This window comes from Rhodoferax ferrireducens (genome assembly GCF_049302455.1).
Classification (GTDB): domain Bacteria; phylum Pseudomonadota; class Gammaproteobacteria; order Burkholderiales; family Burkholderiaceae_C; genus Rhodoferax; species Rhodoferax ferrireducens_B.
The window spans coordinates 1-21,391 of the sequence record NZ_JBAQMD010000072.1; the positions used below are offsets into that span (position 1 = coordinate 1).

At 61.5% G+C, this 21,391-nt stretch carries 17 protein-coding genes and 1 riboswitch; of the genes, 12 read left to right on the forward strand and 5 right to left on the reverse strand.

Annotation, left to right across the window (positions count from 1 at the left end; genetic code table 11):
* Positions 1–98: 98 nt before the first annotated feature.
* A complete protein-coding gene (locus WA157_RS12675; protein WP_422621301.1) occupies positions 99–941 on the reverse strand; it encodes an HlyD family secretion protein in 843 nt (280 codons plus the stop codon).
* 92 nt (positions 942–1,033) lie between these two features.
* Here WA157_RS12675 and WA157_RS12680 point away from each other — a divergent pair, with 92 nt between their 5' ends.
* Entirely contained in the window at positions 1,034–2,080 is a 1,047-nt protein-coding gene (locus tag WA157_RS12680) for a homocysteine S-methyltransferase family protein (protein WP_422621302.1), read from the forward strand.
* A gap of 22 nt (positions 2,081–2,102) precedes the next feature.
* Positions 2,103–3,008 (forward strand): aminotransferase class IV, encoded by a 906-nt coding sequence (locus WA157_RS12685; RefSeq protein WP_422621303.1) that lies wholly within the window; start codon positions 2,103–2,105, stop codon positions 3,006–3,008.
* Between the two features lie 61 nt (positions 3,009–3,069).
* On the opposite strand, the gene WA157_RS12690 is transcribed toward WA157_RS12685, so the two are convergent.
* Complete coding sequence (locus tag WA157_RS12690; protein ID WP_422621304.1) at positions 3,070–3,207, reverse strand: hypothetical protein; 138 nt, start codon at positions 3,205–3,207, stop codon at positions 3,070–3,072.
* 263 nt (positions 3,208–3,470) lie between these two features.
* Between WA157_RS12690 and WA157_RS12695 the strand changes: the two genes are divergently transcribed.
* The 6 genes from WA157_RS12695 to WA157_RS12720 all read left to right on the forward strand — a co-directional run bounded on the left by WA157_RS12695 (position 3,471) and on the right by WA157_RS12720 (position 9,476).
* Positions 3,471–4,232, forward strand: coding sequence for an ArsR/SmtB family transcription factor (locus tag WA157_RS12695; protein ID WP_422621305.1), 762 nt, complete (start codon positions 3,471–3,473; stop codon positions 4,230–4,232).
* A gap of 1 nt (position 4,233) precedes the next feature.
* Positions 4,234–4,587, forward strand: coding sequence for a DsrE/DsrF/TusD sulfur relay family protein (locus WA157_RS12700; protein ID WP_422621306.1), 354 nt, complete (start codon positions 4,234–4,236; stop codon positions 4,585–4,587).
* A gap of 84 nt (positions 4,588–4,671) precedes the next feature.
* Positions 4,672–4,923: an SHOCT domain-containing protein gene (locus tag WA157_RS12705; protein WP_318666695.1), complete on the forward strand. Its 252-nt coding sequence runs from the start codon at positions 4,672–4,674 to the stop codon at positions 4,921–4,923.
* Positions 4,920–5,057 carry an aminotransferase class V-fold PLP-dependent enzyme gene (locus tag WA157_RS12710; RefSeq protein ID WP_422621307.1) on the forward strand — a complete coding sequence of 46 codons (138 nt, stop codon included), beginning with the start codon at positions 4,920–4,922 and terminating at the stop codon, positions 5,055–5,057. Before WA157_RS12705 ends, WA157_RS12710 begins: the two co-directional genes overlap by 4 nt.
* 432 nt (positions 5,058–5,489) lie before the next feature.
* Positions 5,490–6,131 carry a PEP-CTERM sorting domain-containing protein gene (locus WA157_RS12715; RefSeq protein ID WP_422621308.1) on the forward strand — a complete coding sequence of 214 codons (642 nt, stop codon included), beginning with the start codon at positions 5,490–5,492 and terminating at the stop codon, positions 6,129–6,131.
* Positions 6,132–6,391: 260 nt separating this feature from the next.
* Positions 6,392–6,462: riboswitch (S-adenosyl-L-homocysteine riboswitch) on the forward strand.
* Between the two features lie 26 nt (positions 6,463–6,488).
* Positions 6,489–9,476, forward strand: coding sequence for a vitamin B12 dependent-methionine synthase activation domain-containing protein (locus WA157_RS12720; RefSeq protein ID WP_422621309.1), 2,988 nt, complete (start codon positions 6,489–6,491; stop codon positions 9,474–9,476).
* Positions 9,477–9,479: 3 nt separating this feature from the next.
* Here WA157_RS12720 and WA157_RS12725 read toward each other — a convergent pair whose 3' ends face one another.
* Both WA157_RS12725 and WA157_RS12730 read right to left on the reverse strand, forming a co-directional pair.
* Positions 9,480–10,691 (reverse strand): MFS transporter, encoded by a 1,212-nt coding sequence (locus tag WA157_RS12725; RefSeq protein WP_422621310.1) that lies wholly within the window; start codon positions 10,689–10,691, stop codon positions 9,480–9,482.
* Positions 10,692–10,806: 115 nt separating this feature from the next.
* A complete protein-coding gene (locus tag WA157_RS12730) occupies positions 10,807–11,571 on the reverse strand; it encodes a ParA family protein (protein WP_422621311.1) in 765 nt (254 codons plus the stop codon).
* A gap of 145 nt (positions 11,572–11,716) precedes the next feature.
* On the opposite strand from WA157_RS12730, the gene WA157_RS12735 reads away from it, so the two are divergent.
* Positions 11,717–14,011: a putative bifunctional diguanylate cyclase/phosphodiesterase gene (locus WA157_RS12735; protein ID WP_422621312.1), complete on the forward strand. Its 2,295-nt coding sequence runs from the start codon at positions 11,717–11,719 to the stop codon at positions 14,009–14,011.
* A gap of 8 nt (positions 14,012–14,019) precedes the next feature.
* On the forward strand, positions 14,020–16,557 hold the full coding sequence (locus WA157_RS12740) for a chemotaxis protein CheW (RefSeq protein ID WP_422621313.1): 2,538 nt from the start codon (positions 14,020–14,022) through the stop codon (positions 16,555–16,557).
* On the opposite strand, the gene WA157_RS12745 is transcribed toward WA157_RS12740, so the two are convergent.
* Positions 16,554–18,086, reverse strand: coding sequence for a YifB family Mg chelatase-like AAA ATPase (locus tag WA157_RS12745; protein WP_422621314.1), 1,533 nt, complete (start codon positions 18,084–18,086; stop codon positions 16,554–16,556). The two genes, WA157_RS12740 and WA157_RS12745, sit on opposite strands and share 4 nt — an antisense overlap.
* 257 nt (positions 18,087–18,343) lie before the next feature.
* Between WA157_RS12745 and glnK the strand changes: the two genes are divergently transcribed.
* Positions 18,344–18,682, forward strand: a complete 339-nt coding sequence (glnK, locus tag WA157_RS12750) for a P-II family nitrogen regulator (RefSeq protein WP_011462797.1) — start codon at positions 18,344–18,346, stop codon at positions 18,680–18,682.
* Positions 18,683–18,716: 34 nt separating this feature from the next.
* Complete coding sequence (locus WA157_RS12755; RefSeq protein WP_422621315.1) at positions 18,717–20,261, forward strand: ammonium transporter; 1,545 nt, start codon at positions 18,717–18,719, stop codon at positions 20,259–20,261.
* Positions 20,262–21,391: the final 1,130 nt, after the last annotated feature.

The window sequence follows — 21,391 nt, forward strand, 5'->3', positions numbered from 1 at the left end:
CCTGTGTTTGGACAGCAACTTGACGTCTTTTTGCTTCACCCATTTGGTGACCTCGATAAATCCGTTGAAACTGGCTCCCAGTCTAGCTTGCAGCCGGTTTATGAGACGTCAACTGCCGGAAATAGGATGAATGAAATTTTGGCCGGAATCGACGCCGCGCAGCCGTCGCACACGATGTTGACCGCCGCGCCCATCTGGAGCCGGCCTACCACGCCTTCAGGAACAAAAAAGCGCGCCTTGACATTGCCTGGCGGCAGCAGCGCCAGCACCGGCTGACCCGCTTGCACCCATTCACCGACGCGAAAAAACGTATCCGTCACCAAGCCGCCGGCCGGCGCCGTGCGGGCTTTCTGCGCCTCGCGCCAGGCCAATTGGCGCAAGGACTGGCGGGCGGCATCGGTGTCGGCCACGGCGGCGGCCTGCTCGTCGACCCGCGCCGGCAGCCGTGCCACGCGGAGCTGGGCCGCCAGCTCGTCCAGCCGCGCGCTGCTTTGGGCCTGCGCGGCACGCAACTCGTCGCGCCGCGCGGCAGACACAAAGCCTTGCCGCACCAACTGCTCCTCGCGCGCCAGTTCAGCCGCCGTCAGCCGGGCCTGTGCGCTGGCCTGGCTGATCTGGGCCTGGATGACGGCGATTTCGTCGCTGCGCTTGCCCTTGGCGGTGTTGGCGAGCTGGGCATTGGCGCGCGCCAGCCGGGCGTCGGCCTCCAGCCGCGCCGCCTGCTCACTCTCGGCCTCCAGCGCAAACAGCGGCATGTCCTGGGTGGCCTGGTCGCCGGTGCGCACGTTCAGTTGCGACAGGGTGCCGCCCAGGGCCGAGGACACATAGACGTAGTCGCCCTCCACATAGCCCGACCAGCCCGGCGCCGCTTTGGGCTGGCAGCCTGTCAGCAACAGCAGCGGGACCAGCCACAGGGCGCAGAATGTCTTGAAACCATTCATTTTTTTCTTTCAAGTCCTCACCGGCACAGGCCTGGCGGGTCAAACAAGGGCCGGGCACGCAGGAATTCGATCTTTTCTACAATGCACCCGCTATGAAACAACTTCAATATACCCGCGGCCAGGCGCTGCCCGAAATTTTGCAACACCGCATCATGGTGCTGGACGGCGCCATGGGCACCATGATCCAGCGCTTCAAGCTGGGTGAAGCCCAGTACCGGGGCGAGCGCTTCAAGGACTGGTCGAAAGACGTCAAGGGCAACAACGAGTTGCTGAGCCTGACCCGCCCGGACGTCATCACCGACATCCATGAGCGCTATCTGGCCGCTGGTGCCGACATGATCGAGACCAACACCTTTGGCGCCACCCGCGTGGCCCAGGCCGACTACGACATGGCCGACCTGGCGTTTGAGATGAATCTGGCCTCGGCCAAGCTGGCCAGAGCCGCCTGCGACAAATTTTCAACCCCCGACAAACCGCGTTTTGTGCTGGGGGCTCTGGGCCCGACACCCAAAACCGCCAGCATCAGCCCGGACGTGAACGACCCCGGCGCCCGCAACGTGACTTTTGAGCAACTGCGCGCCGCCTATTACGAACAGGTCGAAGCGCTGGTGCAGGGCGGCGCCGATGCGCTGCTGGTGGAAACCATTTTTGACACCCTCAACGCCAAGGCGGCGCTGTTTGCCATCGACGAATTTTTTGAGGCCAGTGGGCAGCGCCTGCCCATCATCATCAGCGGCACGGTGACGGATGCGTCCGGGCGCATTTTGAGCGGCCAGACCGTCACCGCGTTTTGGCACAGCGTGCGTCACGCGCAGCCTTTGGCCATTGGCCTGAACTGCGCCCTGGGGGCCGCGCTGATGCGCCCCTACATCCAGGAGCTAGCCAAGGCCGCGCCCGACACCTTCATCAGTTGCTACCCCAATGCCGGCCTGCCCAACCCGATGAGCGACACCGGCTTTGACGAAACCCCGGCCGACACCAGCCGCCTGATTGGCGAGTTTGCCTTGGATGGCCTGGTCAACATCGTGGGTGGCTGCTGCGGCACCACGCCGGAGCACATTGGGGCCATTCACGACAAAGTGGCTCCGCTGGCAGGGCGCGTGCTGCAAAGGAATGTGTTTTACCAAGAGGCGGCTTGACGGGTTACCAAGGAGTTGACCGATGCCAGCACCCGATTTTTCCAAAGGCGTCGCCTTTGTGCGTGGGCAGTACGTCCCCATTGGCGAAGCAAGCATTCCGATAACTGACTGGGGTTTCCTGCGCTCCGACGCCACCTATGACGTGGTGACGGTGTGGGACGGTTCCTTTTTTCGCCTGGACGCCCATCTGGAGCGCTTCATGCGCAGTTGCCAACGCTGGCGGCTTGACCCGGGACTGACGGCCGGACAAATCACCGAGGTGTTGTCGCAATGCGTGCGCCGGAGCGGGCTTCGCGCCTCATATGTCGAAATGATCTGCACCCGGGGCCAGCCGCCGTGGGGATCGCGCGACCCGCGCCTGGCCGTCAATCAGTTCTATGCCTTTGCGGTGCCCTATGTCTGGCTCGCCAATGCCCAGCAGCGTGAAGCGGGACTGCACCTGATGATCAGCGACGTGCAACGTATTCCTGCGACCTCCGTGGACCCTTCGGCCAAGAACTACCACTGGAACGACTTGACGATGGGACTGCTTGGGGCGCTGGACGCCGGGGCCGACAGTGTTCTGCTGGTCGATTCAGTTGGGAACGTGGTCGAGGGCCCCGGATTCAACGTGTTTTGTGTCAGCCACGGCGCGCTTGTGACGCCCAACGAGGGCATGCTGGAAGGTATATCGCGTCGCACGGTCATCGAGATGGCGCGTGCTATGGGGCTGGAGACACAACTGCGTGCCTTGCCAGCCGATGAGTTGCGTGGGGCCGAGGAGGTGTTCATCTCTACCTCGGGCGGTGGTGTACTGCCCGTGACCCGGGTGGACAAACGTCCGGTTGGTGATGGCCGTCCGGGGCCGATCACGCAACGGCTGGTACAGACCTACTGGGCCTGGCACGCTGATCCTGCGTACAGCCAGCCGATAGATTATTCGCGTTGATGTGCTGCCGCAGTGGCCCGGCATGGTGGCCTTCGCGTGGGCAACAGAAAATCGCGGGGCATCAACGGAAATAGATCACCGCATAAAGCACGGCCAAAGAGGCGATCGCCAAGGCCAACACAACCCATGCGGCCGGATCGGTCTTCTTGATACTCCCGCCGAAATGCTCAAACCTTTTTGGTAAATGCAGGGTCGACATAAAAACTCCTACTGAAGCGTGGGTAGGCCGACCGGTTCAGGCATTGGCTGTAAGTCTGCACATCCCACATCTCAACCTACACTTAAAAATGCGCAGTTGCAAGCAGTTTTTGCGTTGGGTGTTGCGGAATATCAAAGGCCTGTGTTGACAGCCGTACTCCAGCTCGGCGCCGGGCGCCAGCTGGCCGGTGCAGGCCCCGGTGCTTATAGATAAAAATAGGTCAGTTTATTCTCAATCATTCGCTTCATTGTTAGAATGTACGAATGAATCAAAGAACGCTAAAAGACTTGCTCTACGAACAAGTCGCACGCATCGGCAAGGCGGTTTCCAGCCCGAAGCGGCTGGAGTTGCTGGAGTTGCTGGCGCAGGGGGAAAAAACGGTTGACGTCATGGCGACCGAGTTGTCGGCCGACATCAAGCTCATCAGCGCGCACCTGAAGGCCTTGCGGGACGCTCGCCTGGTCACCTCTCGTCGCGATGGCAAGTATGTGGTCTACCGGCTGACGGGCGGTGACGTGGCTGGCTTGCTGGTGACATTGCGGGAGGTCGCCGAGGAACACTTGCTGGAACTGAGGTTGGCGTTGGATCAGATGGTGGCCGATCCGGCCAAGCTCGCCTCAGTCGGCCGAGAAGCACTGCTGGAACAGGCCAGGCGGGGCGATGTCCTTGTCATCGACGTTCGGCCGCAAGCCGAGTACGAGGCGGCGCACCTGCCTTTTGCCCGCTCGATGCCGGTGGCCGAGATCGAAAAACGGCTCGCGGAGCTGCCCCTCGACAAGGACATCGTGGCCTATTGCCGCGGACCCTTCTGTTTGCTGTCCGACGAAGCCGTTGTTCTGCTTGCAGCCAAGGGCTATCGGGTACGCAAGATACTTGACGGCGTCAGCGAGTGGCAGGCTGCCGGACTCCCGGTCCAGGCCTCTGCAGGGGAGCCAAGCCAGCCAGGAACCGGCGTCCCCCATCAGGAGCCGGTTCGCAAAAACTTCAACCCTTTGCAGTCAACCCTCAAATCAGGAGGCCAATGACATGGTCAAGTATCTTTTCATTCTTAACGATCCGCCCTACGGCACCGAACGAAGCTACAACGGCCTGCGTCTGGCGCGTTCCCTGCTGAAGGCGGGCGACGCCGAAGTCAAGCTGTTCCTGATCGGAGATGCCGCCGCCTGCGCCAAGGCCGGACAGAAGGTGCCCCAGGGCTACTACAACCTTGGCGACATGCTGGGCATGATTGAGCGCGCCGGCGGCACGATCGGTGTCTGCGGCAGTTGCATTGACGCGCGCGGCATCAGTGAAACCGACATGGTCAAGGGCGCTGCCCGCAGCTCGATGGACGAGCTTGCCGCATGGACGCAGTGGAGTGACAAGGTCCTGGTTTTTTAAGGAGCACCTTGTGACACGAACCGTGTTGATTTTTGGGGGCTGGTCGCGAGTACATGAAATGACAGACCCGACAGGAGGTACGACATGATGAACGGCTGGGCCGGCTACGGCGGGTGGGGAATGGGTTTTGGCATGCTATTCATGCTCTTGTTCTGGGTCTTGATCATTCTCGGAATTGCAGCGCTCATCCGATGGTTACTGGCGCAGCCGTCGCAGCGTCACGACGTGCGCGACAAAACGGCATTGGAGATCGTGCAGGAGCGGTATGCCCGTGGCGAGATAGACCGGGGCGAATACGAACAGAAAATGCGGGACCTGGGACAGGCGCTGAAATGAACCAGCCAATCTACCTCGACTACAACGCCACAACGCCGGTCGCGCCGGAAGTGCTTGAGGCCATGCTGCCGTTTCTGCGCGTGCATTTCGGCAATCCTTCGTCCACGCACCCCTTCGGTCGAATCGCCGCGTAGCTGGCGCAGGCTGCAATCCCAAGCCTCACGCCATTGCTGCAACCAACTGCCAGTTGCCGCCTCAGACGGCACCACGTTGGCAGGCACGAGGAAGATCAATCGACCTGCGCCAATGGCCGCTTTCGCTGAGGCTTGCACGACGCCCACCCGTTGACGGTGATCGGGTCGCCTGTCGCACTCCGCCACGGGCGGGCACCCGACAGCCCTCCATATTTCTGCGCCCGATACGGCTTGCATCCTGTCGAAAAACTTTACACCCACTGTAGATTGACAACAAAAACGAGTAAATAAATCATAAATATCAACAGCTTGCGAATGATGGCAAGAATTTTGCTTGCTGATGAAAATGCACCTGCGACGCGCTACAGCGGTCTGCATTGCTAAATCAATAGCGGATGTGCTGTTGTTCTTTACTTTCTCTGGAGAAATGTCATGAAGCTGAATTTCGCAAGGTGCACCTTCACGCACAGTATGAAGGCAATGGGCTGTGCTGCGGCGCTATTCCTGGGCTTGCTGGGTGTCGCCGCTTCAAGTTCGGCCACTGTGCTGACGGCGACAGATGCTTCTTGGAAAGTCACGGCAGGCGACCCTGGAGCAAGCGGCTGGAACAGCAATGCAGCCTTCAACGATTCTGGATGGGCATCCGCGACTGAACTTTCCCCTTGGCCCGGCTACGTGGCGAAAGTCATTTGGAGTGCGGGTGGGCAGTTTTCCACCATCGAGACCCAGATTTGGGCCAGAGGCATCTTCAATCTCGGCGCCCTTCCTTTGTCTGCGGTTCTCAACAATGGCTTTGACGACGACGGAGATATCTATGTGAACGGCAACCTTGTGGTTAGCGATCACAACGGATCTGCCGGTAACTCATTTGCCGACATCACCTCGCACATGGTCATTGGCGACAATCTCATTGCGTTCACCGCCATAGATAACTACCCACAGTGGGGCTACAACCACGGTGCCGCCGTCCAGGTTGACGCCACATTCGCGCAGGTTCCCGAACCGATGTCACTTGCGCTGCTGGGTCTGGGGCTCGTCGGCCTGGCTTTTGTACGCCGCCGCGCCAAAACATAAAACCATGTAGGGCGCGTTATGACGCGCAGGCTGGGCGGTCGAAGGATGGCCCGGTTTCGCGCGTCCATTCAACGTGGGCGTTTGGCTTCGTGAGCTTGGCCCAAGGTACCCAAACCCTGTCATTGGCCGTCCATCTTTCATCAACTCCAATGACTGCTGTGAAGACTTTCATGAGTCCGTTGGCATTGTGCGGACGGCTGAGCAGCATGACGACAAACCCCTGCGGCAATACCCGAACTGCTTAGCCCTTAAAATTCATTTCTTCCAAGGAGCGTTGCAGTCGGCCACATGGCCGGTCAGGCTTGGATGACCCCAACGACGCTCACCTGATCAAAATTTTGCCCACAGGTGAGTTGCATGTCTGAAACCCTAGTTCCCCCCATGAAGTTGTCCGGCCTGGAGCCGTTGACGATTGGCCTTGCGCCGTCAGCCGATGCACCCTCCCCATCAGTTGGGGACAGAGCTGAAGATCTGTCCCCCATCGCTTCGTTTGTCAACATCGGCGAGCGCACCAATGTGACCGGCTCCAAGGCCTTCGCCCGCATGATTTTGAACGGCGAGTTTGACCAGGCCCTGAGCGTGGCGCGCCAGCAGGTCGAGAACGGCGCCCAGATCATCGACATCAACATGGACGAGGCCATGCTCGACAGCCAGGCGGCCATGGTGAGGTTCTTGAATTTGATAGCGTCCGAGCCCGACATCTCACGGGTTCCGGTCATGATTGACTCCAGCAAATGGAGCGTCATCGAGGCCGGCCTGCGCTGCGTGCAAGGCAAGGCGGTGGTCAATTCCATCAGCATGAAAGAGGGTGTGGACGCTTTCAAACATCACGCCAAGCTGCTGCGCCGCTACGGAGCCGCTGCCGTGGTGATGGCGTTTGACGAGCAGGGCCAAGCCGACACTTACGAGCGCAAGATCGGCATTTGCGAGCGCGCCTACCGCATCCTGGTCGATGAAGTGGGTTTCCCGCCGGAAGACATCATCTTCGACCCCAACATCTTCGCCATCGCCACCGGCATAGAAGAGCACAACAACTACGCGGTCGATTTCATCAACGCCACGCGCTGGATCAAGCAGCATCTGCCGGGCGCCAAGGTGTCGGGCGGTGTCAGTAACGTGTCTTTCAGCTTCCGGGGCAACGACCCGGTGCGCGAAGCGATTCACACCGTGTTTCTGTACCACGCGATCAAGGCCGGCATGGACATGGGCATCGTCAACGCGGGCATGGTCGGGGTCTATGACGACCTGGAGCCGGAGCTGCGCGAGCGCGTGGAAGACGTGGTGCTGAACCGCCGCCCGGATGCGGGTGAGCGCCTGGTCGAGATTGCCGAAACGGCCAAGAGCGGGGCCAAGGACGAGAGCAAGAAGCTCGAATGGCGCGGCACGCCGGAGCACCCGGTCGGCGTGGAGCAGCGCCTGAGCCACGCCATGGTGCATGGCATCACCGACTTCATCGTCCCTGACACCGAAGAAGCCTACCAGGCCATCATCGCCAAAGGTGGCCGGCCGCTGCATGTGATTGAAGGTCCACTGATGGCGGGCATGAGCATCGTCGGCGACCTGTTCGGCCAAGGCAAGATGTTTTTGCCGCAGGTGGTGAAACGCGCGCGCGTGATGACGCACGCCGTGGCGCATTTGAGTCCCTACATTGAACAAGAAAAGCGGCTCGACGACGCGGCCGGTCGCGACGTCGCGACCAAAGGCAAGATCATCATCGCCACCGTCAAGGGCGATGTGCATGACATTGGCAAGAACATCGTCACCGTGGTCTTGCAGTGCAACAACTTTGACGTGGTCAACATGGGTGTGATGGTGCCGTGTCACGAGATTCTGGCGCGTGCCAAGGTGGAGGGCGCGGACATCATTGGCCTGTCGGGCCTGATCACGCCCAGCCTGGAAGAGATGGCCTATGTGGCCGGCGAGATGCAGAAGGACGAGTACTTTCGCGTCAAAAAAATCCCGCTGCTGATTGGTGGCGCCACCACCAGCCGGGTCCACACCGCCGTCAAGGTGGCGCCCCATTACGCGGGCCCCGTGGTCTATGTGCCCGATGCCTCGCGCAGCGTGGGTGTGGTGCAAAACCTGTTGGGTGAGGCCGCCAGCAGCTTCTTGGCCGAACTCAACACCGATTACGAGCGCGTGCGCCAGCAGCACGCCAACAAGAAGCAAATTCCGCTGTGGCCGCTGGCAAAGGCGCGCGCCAACAAGTGGCTGCCAACCCCCGTTCGCCCTGAGCTGCCTGTCCTGAGCGCTGTCGAAGGGGTCGAAGGGCTTAAGGCTTCGACAGGCTCAGCCCGAACGGAGTTGGCCTGGAGCGACTACACCCCGACCACGCCGAAGTTCATCGGCCGGCGCATTTTCAAGAACTTTGACTTGAGCGAATTGGCCGGTTTTATCGACTGGGGGCCGTTCTTCCAGACCTGGGACCTGGCCGGACCATTCCCGGCAATCCTGGACGATGAGGTCGTGGGCGTGGAAGCCAGGAAGGTCTATGCCGACGGCCAGGCGATGCTGAAGAAAATCATCGAAGGCCGCTGGCTCACCGCCAATGGCGTGCTGGGCCTGTACCCCGCCAACACGGTCAACGACGACGACATCGAGCTCTACACGGATGAGACCCGCAGCACCGTGGCCATGACCTGGTACGGTCTGCGCCAGCAGGCGGCCAAGGAAGAAATTGACGGTGTGATGCGCCCGAGCCGCTGCCTGGCCGATTTTGTGGCACCCAAAATTGCTATTAAAAATATAGCTACTAACGTAATGAATACGGGGGCTGCAGGCCAAAAAGGCTTAAATATGCCAGGTAATACCGGGGCCGTGATTCCCGCGCCAGCGAGCATCCGGGACTACATCGGCGTCTTCGCTGTGACGGCGGGCATCGGCATCGAGAAGAAGGAGGCGCAGTTTCTGGCCCAGCACGACGACTACAGCGCCATCCTGCTCAAGTCCCTGGCCGACCGGCTGGCCGAAGCCTTTGCCGAGTGCCTGCACAAAAAAGTGCGCACCGACCTGTGGGGCTATGCGGCGGACGAAGCCTTGCCCGCCACCGAGCTGATCGCGGAAAAGTACCAAGGCATCCGCCCGGCGCCGGGTTACCCGGCCTGCCCGGACCACAGCGTGAAGAAAGACATGTTCGAGTTGTTGCAGTGCGGCGACATTGGCATGGGCGTGACCGAGAGTCTGGCCATGACGCCAGCCGCCAGCGTCAGTGGTTTCTACATCGGCCACCCGGACAGCACCTATTTCAGCGTCGGCAAGATCGGCGACGACCAGCTCAAAGACTTGGCGATGCGCCGTGGCATGGCCGAACGGGATTTGCAGCGGCTGCTGGCGCCCAATCTGTGATTCTTAGCGCGAGCGCAGGGCTAGCTGCTGCGCCAGCATCAAGGCGCCCACCCCCACCACGCTGAGCGCGAGCAATAGCCACAGGCCGTGGGTGTAGCCCGCCTGCGCCGTCCACAACAAACCCAGCAGCAAAGGCGCTGCCGCGCGCGCCAGCGCCAGCGGCAGGCCCAGCGCGCCATTGAGCGTGGCCACATGGTCACGGTTCACGTACTGCGCGATGGCCGTCCCTTTCACAATCGTGAGCATGCCGTTGCCCAGACCGTAGAGCAGCACAAACAGCAGCACGGCCCCCACTTGCCCGTCAGCGGACAGGGGTGCCGCCAGCAAGGCCAGCAACCCGAGCGGAATCAGGCACGGAATCAGCCGGTTCGCCAGATGCGGGTCGAGGTGGTGCTCAAAGAAGTAGAGCAGCAGCCGGCCCAGGACCTGAATGACACCGATGCCGGCCGGAATGGCGATGACCCAGACCTCGTGCAAGCCGTTCTCGCGCAACAGACTCACCATGTGGGCAGGCAGCGCCACCGTTACCGCCATCAGCAGCACGACAAACACGCCAATCAGCAAAAACGGGGCACTGAAAATGAAATCGGTCACGCCTTTGACCGCCTGCGGGTCAGCGGCGGCCACGCGGGGGCTCGGACGCGGCGCCCCGCGCAGCGTCAGCCAGTGCAGGGGCGCACACACCAGCAGATGCAGCGCCGCCAGGGCGATGAACGCATGGCGCCAGCCCCACAGCGCCATCAGCCAGGCGCTCAAAGGGATGAACACGGTGCTGGCCAGGCCACCCAAAAAAGTCATGAGGATGATGGCGCGGCGAAAATCGTTTGGGAAGCGGCGCGTCACCACGGCAAAGGCGGGCGCATACAAAGTGGCCGCCATCGCCGCGCCCAGGCCGGCCCAGACCGCATAAAACCCGATCATGCCGGTGACGCTGCCCTGCAGCAGCAGGCAAACACCGGCCAGCACCGAACCCCCCGTCATGACGACGCGCTCATGGCCGCGGTCAATCCAGCGGCCCACCGGGTACGCCAGCAGGCCCTCGACCAGCAAGGCCAGGCTGAACGCCAGCGACGACTCGGCCCGGCTCAAACCCAGGTCACGCTCCACCGGCGCCATGACCAGGGCGAAGGTGTAGAAAATGCTGCCCCAGCTGATCAACTGCGCCAGCGACAGCCAGCCGACCAGGCGCAGGTTGATGGGGAGTGGCGCTTGCATGGGTTGATCGGATATATATGCCAAATTCGGCTCTAGCCCCCGTCGAATAAGCCTATGCAGCTATGAATTCAGGACCTATCAAGGGATGAGGTGAGCTGTGGCGGCCAGGTGCGAGCTAGAGCAGGGCGTCGTGCAAGGCCACAAATTCCAGCGTGAGCTTGTGGTTGGGCTCCAGAAAGATCATGGGTGAAGACTGCTCGTGCGATTCCCGAATCTTGACCGACGAGCTCAGGTAGGGCTGCAACACCGGCAGGCCCTCGTCGATCAACTCCTGCACCAGGCGCTGCGGCAGGTTGGCGCGCGGCTGAAACTGGTTCACGATGATGCCCTCGACTTGCAGGTCGGCATTGTGGTCGGCCTTGATCTCCGCCACGTTCTCCAGCAGCGTGTAAAGCGCCCGGCGCGAGAAATCGTCGCAATCAAACGGAATCAGGCAACCCTGCGCCGCCATCAGGGCCGAGCGGGTGTAGAAGTTGAGCGCCGGTGGCGTGTCGATGTAGATCTGGTCGTAATCATCGGCCAACTGCAGCAGCGCATCGCGCAGCTTGTAAATCTTGTGGCGTGATTCCAGCTTGCCATGCAGTTCATCGAGCAGCGGGTTGGATGCCATCAGGTCCAGCCCCTCCCAAGGGGTGTTCACGATGAAATCGCCCGGCGGCTTGTCGCGAATGGTGAACCTCAGACTCTGGTCAAAGAACTCGGCCACATTGGGCAGCTCGTCTGGCGCGTCGGCGCCCAGCAGGTAGCGGGTGGAGTTGCCCTGCGCGTCCAGGTCGATCACCAGGGTGCGCAAACCCTGCCAGGCACTGATGGCGGCCAGATTGCAGGTGATGGTGGACTTGCCCACGCCACCTTTTTGGTTGAACACGACATGCTGCATAAGGGACCACCATTTTGAATTGGGATGGCATGGAGTTTAAGGCGCCAACCGGGGCCACAGGCCTGCTGCAGTTCTTTGAAGACAGAGTGGATCGGGCATAAGAATTGCATGACGCACTTGTCCCGACTCAAGAATAGCTAAAACCATGTGTGACCATTCCTTGTTGTACTGTCCCGATACCCTGGCCGCGCATGACCCGGACCTGAGCCAGAAACTGGGGCCGGCACTGGTGCAGGCCAATTTGCCCGACACCGCTGAAAAACTGGGCTTGTTCGGCCGCTGGTGGTGCGAGCCACAAACCGGCCAATGGGTGTTGTCGACCGGGGCGGCGAGCCTGCTGGATGTCAGCGCCGGGCTTCATCCCACGGGGCACAGCTGTTTTGAGCAGGTGGTGCCCGATGATGTCCTGCGCCTGATGGCCGACCTGCGCGAGCCGGGCCAGGCCATCGCGTGCGAGTTTCGCATCATCAATGAGTTTGACGGCCTGCGCTGGTTGCGCATGGTCTCGGAGCCCCACCTTGTGCCCGGGCAAGCGGTGCAGACCGGCGTCGTGGTCGATGTCACATCGTCCCGGCTGGCCGCGATGCGGGAGCGCTTTTGTTTTGAATCGACCCAATTCCTGATTGGCACCCCCACGCTGGGGGAGGCCGTGACCAAGGTGATTCAACTGGTCTGCGACAACCTGGGCTGGGAGTGTGGCGCTTACTGGTCACTGGAGCAGCAACAGATGGGTGAGCATCGGCTGGCTTGCCAGTATGAGTGGCACCAGCCGGACTATCCACTGGCATCGTTCATCGCGGACACGGCCGCCATTCGCCTGGCGCCGGGCGAAGACCTGGTCGGCAACGTGTGGCGCACGATGCAGCCGGCCTGGGTGGAGGACATGGTCAACGACCAAGACTTTGTGCGGCGCAAAAGTGCCCATGCGTGTGGTTTGCAGTCCGGCTATGCCTTTGCGGTTTCTTATGTCACGCTGGGCGGACGCCGTCACAGCCATGGCGTGCTGGAGTTCTACAGCAGCCTGTCGCGCCAGCGCGAGGCGCAATTGCCGGGCCTGGCTGCGACCATCGGCGAGCTGATTGCGCAGACGGTGCAGCGCCTGGAGCAGCAGGAACTCATCCGGCAGCTGGCGCAGGTCGACGACCTGACCGGACTGGCCAACCGCAAGCATTTCCATCATCTGCTGGATGCGGCGTGCCTGAGCGCCCTGTCATGGGGCACGTCGTTCGCCGTCCTCAATATCGACCTCGACCGCTTCAAGCAAATCAACGACGCCTTCGGCCACGAAGCCGGCAATCTGGTCCTGCATGAATTTGCACAGCGCTTGCAGCGACTTGGACTGGCCGGGTCCGCCGTGGGCCGGCTGGGTGGCGACGAGTTTGCCCTGCTGGTGATGCCCGCCGGCTCGGCCGCGCAACTGCAGGCCCTGGGTGAGCGGGTGTTGCTGGCCGCGCGCCAGCCGTTTTTGTTCGAGCGGCAGGAATTGACGATGTCGGCCAGCGTGGGGATCAGTGTTTTCCCCGACGACGGCTGGACCGGCTCGGAACTCATGCGCTGCGCCGACGCCGCCATGTACCGGCGCAAACACGGCGGCCGCAACGGCTTGAGTTTCTTCTCCAGCGGCACGTCCGGAACCCTGGCTGAGCAGCGCTCTGCGCTGGCCAGGCAACTGACGATGGAAGCCGAGTTGCAGCGTGCGCTGCTGAACCATGAATTCTTTCTGGCGTACCAGCCGGTTTTTGGCCGCGACGCCGAGCACATGGTCGCGGTCGAGGCACTGATTCGCTGGCGCCGGCCCGGCGGCGATGTGGTGCCGCCCGATCTGTTCATTCCGGTGGCGGAGCAGAGCGGCCTGATCGTGCAGATCGGCCGCTGGGTGGTCAAGCAGGCCTGCCATGATCTGGCCCAGTTGCACCGCTGCGGCTTCACTGACTTGCAGGTCAACGTCAACATGGCGGCGCCCGAGTTTGTCAATCCCAATTTGCCCGGCGAATTGATGGCTGTGCTGCAGGCGTGCGGGGTGGCGCCGCGCCACCTCTGCCTGGAGCTGACCGAGGGCCTGGTGATGAAGCAGCCCGACAAGGTCATTCCCGTCATGGCGGCCTTGCGGCAGTTGGGCTTCAAGGTCAGTCTGGACGATTTCGGGATGGGACATTCATCGCTGTCGCGCATGAAGATGCTGCCGATTTCCTCTTTGAAAATTGACCGCTCCTTTGTCAGCGGCCTGCCGCACGATCGTGGTGACGCCGCGATCGTGCGCACCATTCTGGACCTGGGGCGCCACATGAAGCTGCAGGTCATCGCCGAAGGGGTCGAGACCGACGCGCAGCTCCTGTTTTTGCGCCAATTCGGCTGCACCCTGATTCAGGGTTTTTTATTGGGACGCCCCAAAACAGTGCCCGAGCTGATGGCAGCTCATCCACAAACCACCCGCGACTAGGCAAAAACATGACCAATACGGCTGCCCCACTTCAAATTGACACCTATCTGCCCTACATGCGGGACGTGATCCGCTGCGAACAATCGCTGCACGAGTTGAACCTGATGTGGCGCATGATTGAATCTTCCGCCAAGATGAACTGCCCGGTCGAGGCGAAAACCATTTTGCCGACCATGGCGGCCACGCGCGAAGGCTTCAACCGCCTGGAGCAGGAACTGGTCGCCAGTCTGGTGAATGAAAAAATTGCCACGGTGCTCGATGAGATCGGCACCAAGGCCCAGTATGTGATCGATATCGTGGTGCGCAATCTGTATGAGCGCACCGCCGATGTGGGTTTTCTGGCCACCGACAACGAGCTGTGCGCCTTTGTCGCCGGCCTCACCGACAAGCAGGACGCCATTCGCCAGCGGCTGCGGGCCTACCGCAGCAAATACACGGTGTACGACGAAATCATTTTGCTCGATACCGCCGGCAATGTGCTGGTGCAGATTGACGAGTCCACGCCGCTGGAAGGCAGCGTTGATCCGCTGCTGACCCAGACGCTGGCCAGCAACACGTATGTTGAAACGTTTCGCGCCACGGATTTGCGTCCGGCCAAAAAGCAGGCGCTGATTTACTCGCGCCGCATGCTGCATCCCGACACCGGCGTGGTCGTCGGCGTGTTGTGCCTGTGCTTCAACTTCGAGCAGGAAATGGCGGGCATCTTTCAGTCGCATCGCGATCCGGCCGGGCGCTCCAACATGATGCTGCTCGACGGTAGCAATCGCGTGATTGAAAGTGCGGATGCCTTGTGGATTCCACCCGGTGCCGTGGTGCCGGTCAACACCGCCTCAAACCCGACACTGCTGATGTTTGCGGGTCGTGAATACCTGGTACGAACCTATCCTGCCGGGGGCTACCAGGGCTACCCCGGGCCGCCGGGCTGGCAGGGCCAGGTCATGATTCCGGTTGACGTGGCTTTCACCGGCGGCGCCAGCAGCACCCTGACCACGCTTGATCCCGGTGTTGCAGCCGGCTTGCTCTCGCACGCCCAATCCTTCTCGCCCCCGCTCTACGAGATCATGGCCGCCGCTGAAAACATCCAGCGCGTGGTGTGGAACGGGCAGGTGATGACAACCGGCCAGCGCGGCGAACAGATGAAACTCAAGACGATCCTGGACCAGATCAGTGAAACCGGCGCGCGCAGCAACGAGCTGTTTTCAAAATCGATCGCCGATCTGTATGAGACCGTGCTGGCGTCCAGCTTGCGCGATTCGGAATTCGTGTCGCACCTGCTGGTCGATCTGCTGGACCGCAACCTGTACGAGCGCTCGGACGACTGTCGCTGGTGGGCCTTGACGCCGGAGCTGCAGGCGGCGCTGGCGGCGCCGCAGCGCGATGGCGAGATGGTCGAGCGCATCACCGGCATTCTGGAGTACATCAACCGCCTGTACACGGTCTACACGCGCATCTTTGTCTATGACGCCAGCGGCTGCATTGTTGCCAGCACCCAGCCCGACCAGGAGGGTGGGACGGCGCTGGGGACCTTCATCGAACCCGACATGCTGGCGCAGGTGCGTGCGCTGCGCAGTGAACAGGATTACTGTGTGACGCCGTTTGCACCCAGCCCACTTTACGGTGGCAGACCCACCTACGTGTACCACGCGGCCATCCGCGACCCCGATGACGATGCGGGCGTGGTCGGTGGTATCGGCATCGTGTTCGACTCAAAGCCTGAACTCGATGCCATGCTGCGCAGTGGCCTGGGCCACAAAGCGGGGATCAACGCCTTGTTTGTGGATCGACGGGGCTGCGTGATTGCCAGTACGGACCCGACACGCCCGGTCGGAACGAGATTGGAACTGGATCAAACTTTGCTGGCGCTGCCCAACGGCAGCAGCGCGTCGCGCATCGTGATCCACGACGGTCATTACGCGATCATGGGATGCACCGTCTCCAGCGGCTACCGCGAATTCAAGGTGTCCGATGGCTACCGTGAAGATGTGTTGGCCCTTGTGTTTGATTCCTTCGGTGAAGTGCGTGAGCGCCCGGGCGTTGGCCATCAGGGCCACACTGTGTTGCAATCGGATTTGACCGCAATAGGGGGTCTTGAATTCGCCACCTTCTTTGTCGATGGTGCCCTGTTCGCCTTGCCCGCCGAGCATGTTCTGGAGGCGCTGCCCGCGTCAAAAATATCGACCGTGTCCAGGGGCGAGCGCAAAGCCTGCATCGGCCTGTTGGGGCTGCAGCATGAAGCGGTGAACAATGGCTCAGTCTGGGTTTTTGACCTGGGCTATCTGCTGCACGGCCAACCCTCCGTCATCGACAAGAGCAGCCAGGTCATCATCGTGCGCTACTGCGGGCAAACGATTGGTCTGCTGGTCGATGCGCTGCACGACGTGCCGGAGTTCAATCAGTCCCAAATCATGCACTCCCCCTTTACCGGGCAGGCCGATGGCACGCTGGTGAAACATTTCATCAAGGCCAATGGCGGCCAATTGCTGATTCAGACGGTGGATGTCGGCAGCCTTTTTGCCGCTCTGATGAACCGCAAGGCGATGGCCTAGGCGTGCAGTGCACGCCGGTATTGCATCGCCTCGGCCACATGTGTCACCTGGGTGGCGCGTGCCCCGGCCAGGTCGGCGATGGTGCGGGCGACTTTGAGGGCCCGGTGCGTGCTGCGGGCCGACCAGCCCAGGCGCGCGGCCGCCAGGTTGAGAAACTTGGCGGCGGCATCGTCGAGCAACAAATAGTGGTCTATTTCCTGCCCCTGCAGCGCCTGGTTCGTCTTGCCCTGGCGTGCCATGGCGCGCTCGCGCGCGGCCGTACAGCGCGCGCGGATGACGGCGGTGGCTTCACCGGCGCTCGCCTGCAGCAAGTCTGCCGCCGGCACGGCCGGCACTTCCACATGCAGGTCAATGCGATCCACCAGCGGGCCGCTCAGCTTGCTCTGGTAACGCGCCACCTGGTCGGGTGTGCAGCGGCAGACCTTTTGCTTTGATCCCAGATAGCCGCAAGGGCAGGGGTTCATGGCGCCAATCAGCTGAAAGCGGGCCGGAAATTCGGCCCGTCGTGCCGCGCGTGAAATCGTGATCACCCCCGACTCCAGCGGTTCGCGCAGCGCCTCCAGCGCGGCACGCGGAAACTCGGGCAACTCATCCAAAAATAGCACGCCGTGATGCGCCAGTGAAATCTCGCCGGGCCGCGGGGGTGAACCGCCGCCCACCAGTGCCACGGCGCTGGCGGTGTGGTGCGGGCTGCAAGTGGGCCGCTGCGCCCACTTGTCCAGCGAAAAGCGCCCGCCCAGGCTGGCCACGGCAGCGCTTTGCAGCGCTTCAAGGGTCGTCATGGTGGGCAGCAGGCCGGCAAAGCGTTGCGCCAGCATCGACTTGCCCGAGCCGGGCGGTCCCATCAGCAGCAGGCTGTGGCCGCCAGCAGCGGCAATCTCCAGGGCGCGTTTGGCGCCCAGTTGACCTTTGACATCGGCCAGATCCAGATACCGGACCAGCTCGGGCTGGGGCGCGGCCGTGACCCGCGACCAGCCCGCTGCAGGCTCCGCTGGCGGCGCGTTGTCGTCCTGTGGCAAAAAATGCTGCACCACGTCAAGCAGATGGCGGGCGCTATAGACCTGGGCGTCGGGCACCAGCGCGGCTTCTTCGGCGCTGCCGGGCGGCAACACCAGTTGCGTCACCACCCGGCTGGCGTGCAAAGCCAGACTCATGGCCAGCGCGCCACGCACCGGGCGCAGCTCGCCCGACAGCGACAGCTCGCCGGCGAATTCATAGCCGGCCAGCCGGGCTGCATCGATCTGGCCACTGGCGGCCAGAATGCCCAGCGCAATCGGCAGGTCGAACCGGCCCGAGTCCTTGGGCAGGTCGGCGGGCGCCAGATTGACCGTGATGCGCTTGTTGTGGGGAAACTCCAGCCCGGAGTTTTGAATCGCAGAGCGCACCCGCTCGCGCGCCTCCTTCACCTCGACGTCGGCCAAGCCGACCAGCGTGAAGCTGGGCAGGCCGTTGGCCAAATGGACCTCCACCGTGACCGCTGGCGCGTCCAGACCCAGTAGCGCACGACTTTGCACCAAAGACAGACTCATCAGGATTCCTCTCCAAAAAAGGGCTGGCGCGAATTGGTGCTGCGCCCTGGTTTATGCACCAAGTATGTGCATACTGTTTATTTATACATTGATATTAGCGCAAACCCAGGGCGACCGCCATCGCTAATAGCCACCCGCTGTCGCAAAAATAGTGGCATGAACCATGCTTAAGACTCTTGTGTACCCACTTTATCGGAGAAGCTGATGAAACTGAATTCACGGAGCACCCTTCACTTATTCCATGCCAAGGAGAAATCATGAAACTCGTCACCGCCATCATCAAACCCTTCAAGCTTGACGAAGTGCGCGAAGCACTCTCGGCCATCGGCGTGCAGGGCATCACCGTGACCGAAGTCAAAGGCTTCGGTCGTCAAAAAGGTCACACCGAGCTCTACCGCGGCGCCGAGTACGTGGTCGACTTTTTACCCAAGGTCAAGATCGAAGCGGCCGTCGCCGATGAACTGGTCGAGCGCGTGATTGAAACCATTGAGGGCGCCGCCCGCACCGGCAAGATTGGCGACGGCAAGATTTTTGTTTATGACGTTGAACAAGTCGTGCGCATCCGCACTGGCGAGACCGGCAAGGAGGCGCTGTAAGCGCCTCGCCCCCACCTTGATGAGAAAACTTACCATGAAAAAATTATTGCTATCCCTTGCCCTGGGTTTGAGTTTGCTGGCTGGTGGCTCGGCCGCCTTGGCGCAAGCCCCGGCCGCCACGCCGGAGCCCGCAGCGGCGTCCGCCAGCGCTGCCCCGGCGGAAGTCAAACCCGCTGAAGCGGTGGCGCCGGCTGCGTCAGTCGCACCCGCTGCCGAGGCGACCCCGGCCGCCGCGCCGGCACCCGTGCCGAACAAGGGCGACACCGCCTGGATGATGGTGTCGACCCTGCTGGTGATCCTGATGACGGTGCCCGGCCTGGCGCTGTTTTACGGTGGCCTGGTGCGCTCCAAAAACATGCTGTCGGTGTTGATGCAGGTGATGGTCACGTTCTCACTGATCGTCGTGCTGTGGTTCATTTATGGCTACAGCCTGGCGTTTACCGAGGGCAACGCCTTTATTGGCGGCTTCGACCGGCTGTTCATGAAAGGCATCTGGGACAACGTGGCGGGCACCTTTGCCAACGGCGCCACCTTCAGCAAGGGCGTCGTGATTCCCGAAATTGTGTTTGCCGCCTTCCAGGCCACCTTTGCCGGTATCACCTGCACCCTGATCGTCGGCGCTTTTGCGGAACGCATGAAGTTCTCGGCCGTGCTGATGTTCATGGCGCTGTGGTTTACCTTCAGCTACGCCCCGATCGCCCACATGGTGTGGTTCTGGATGGGGCCGGACGCCTACGGCGCCAAAGACGTGGTGGATGCCATGAACGCCAAAGCCGGTTACCTGTGGCAATCGGGCGCGCTCGACTTTGCCGGCGGCACCGTGGTGCACATCAACGCGGCGGTGGCCGGTCTGGTCGGCGCCTACATGGTGGGCAAGCGCATCGGCTACGGCCGGGAATCCATGGCACCACACAGCCTGACGCTGACCATGGTGGGCGCCTCCTTGTTGTGGGTCGGCTGGTTCGGCTTCAATGCCGGCTCGGCGCTCGAAGCCAATGGCTTTGCCGCGCTGGCCTTCATCAACACCTTTGGCGCCACGGCGGCGGCGGTGCTGGCCTGGTGTGTCGGTGAAGCGCTGATGCGCGGCAAGGCTTCGATCCTGGGCGCGGCCTCAGGCGCCGTTGCGGGCCTGGTCGCCATCACGCCAGCTGCTGGCAATGTGGGTGTCGGCGGTGCCCTGGTCATTGGCACGGTGGCCGGCTTTGCCTGCCTGTGGGGTGTCAATGGTCTCAAGAAGCTGCTCGGTGCCGATGACTCGCTCGACGTGTTTGGCGTGCACGGCGTCGGCGGCATCGTCGGTGCGCTGCTGACCGGCGTCTTCAACTCGCCCGCACTGGGCGGCCCCGGCTATGTGGCCGACTGGGTGACTGCCACCATGGTGACCAGCGCCGACTACTCGATTGCATCGCAAGTATGGATTCAGGCCAAAGCGGTGTTGACCACCATTGTCTGGTCGGGCGTCGTGTCCTTCGTCGCCTACAAGATCGTCGACCTGACCATCGGTCTGCGTGTCAGTGAAGAAGACGAGCGCGAAGGTCTCGACATCACGTCACACGGCGAAACCGCTTACAGCAACTAAACCGGATCACGCTGCAAGCCCACCCGAGTCTGAAGCTCGGGTGGGCTTTTTTGCGGGTCAAGGTTTTGCAACCCGTGCCTGACTACACCTCTGCAGATGTGGTGCAGCTTCGCAAGAGAGCCGAGGTCAGCCAAAACCTCTTTGCCCGGTGCCTGAACATCGGCACCTCGACAGCGCATCAACGCTGGACTTCGTGGGCTCGGGCAGATGCTGCCAAATGTCCGATGGATGATTGTGTCTCCATCCAACGCGTCAGCGGTGGGTTGGGGCCGAAAAAGACTTTGGAGGCATTCGCTTTTCTTGGAAGCTGCCGTTCAACGTTGGACGTAACCGGCGGACAGTAGGCGGACGAAGCCCGCCGATAGGACGTCCGTGTTGACGGACCTGTTAAGTTGCACGGAGGTCATGTTGGCAACCAATTCCAAGCCGATGCAAACGATACGAGCGGCGTAGCTACGGCTAAAGCGAAGGGAAGGAGGTGGTCTGTTGCGTGGGGCGTCTGAAAACAGACATAAACCGCGGAACAAAACCACCAAAGAAGCATTCTCCAGAGTGGTAAGTGACGTGTTGGTCCATCTGCGATCCCGTCTGTCCTCGGCTCGTAGTTCTGGAGGGTATACGTCCACTTGGCGAATCCAATAGGTTCGATCTTGTAGCTGTCGTATACCTGACCATATGAATCTTGGGTAGGCTGCGTCTTCGTATACGCTCGTGCGTAAGCATCCAGCCGCTTTGCAAACGCACTTCGAACGTGAGCCTCCGGTTCTGCGCGCCAATACTGGTAATACCGTAGAAGAAAGTACGCCCAGAGGATCCAAGCGCACGCCATGAGTACCTGCGCATTTCCGATCAGTAGCTCGGTACCCAGAATGCTCACCTTCGTGATCTTCACCTGGGAGAAGTCAAAGATCAGCAGAACGCCACTCACCAGTATCAGGTTACGGCGTTGGCGCAACAGGTCAGCGTTCATCGTGCTGCTTAACGTAATGTCCAGAGCAACGAAATGCAGAGAGTCTTTTGCCTGGCGGTCGCGGGCTAAAGAGCTGAATCAAAACTGGGGCGGCCGTTCCGCGAACGGTAGGCAAAAGATCCCGTTGGACTAAGCCGCCACTCGAGACGGTGGCGTGCTA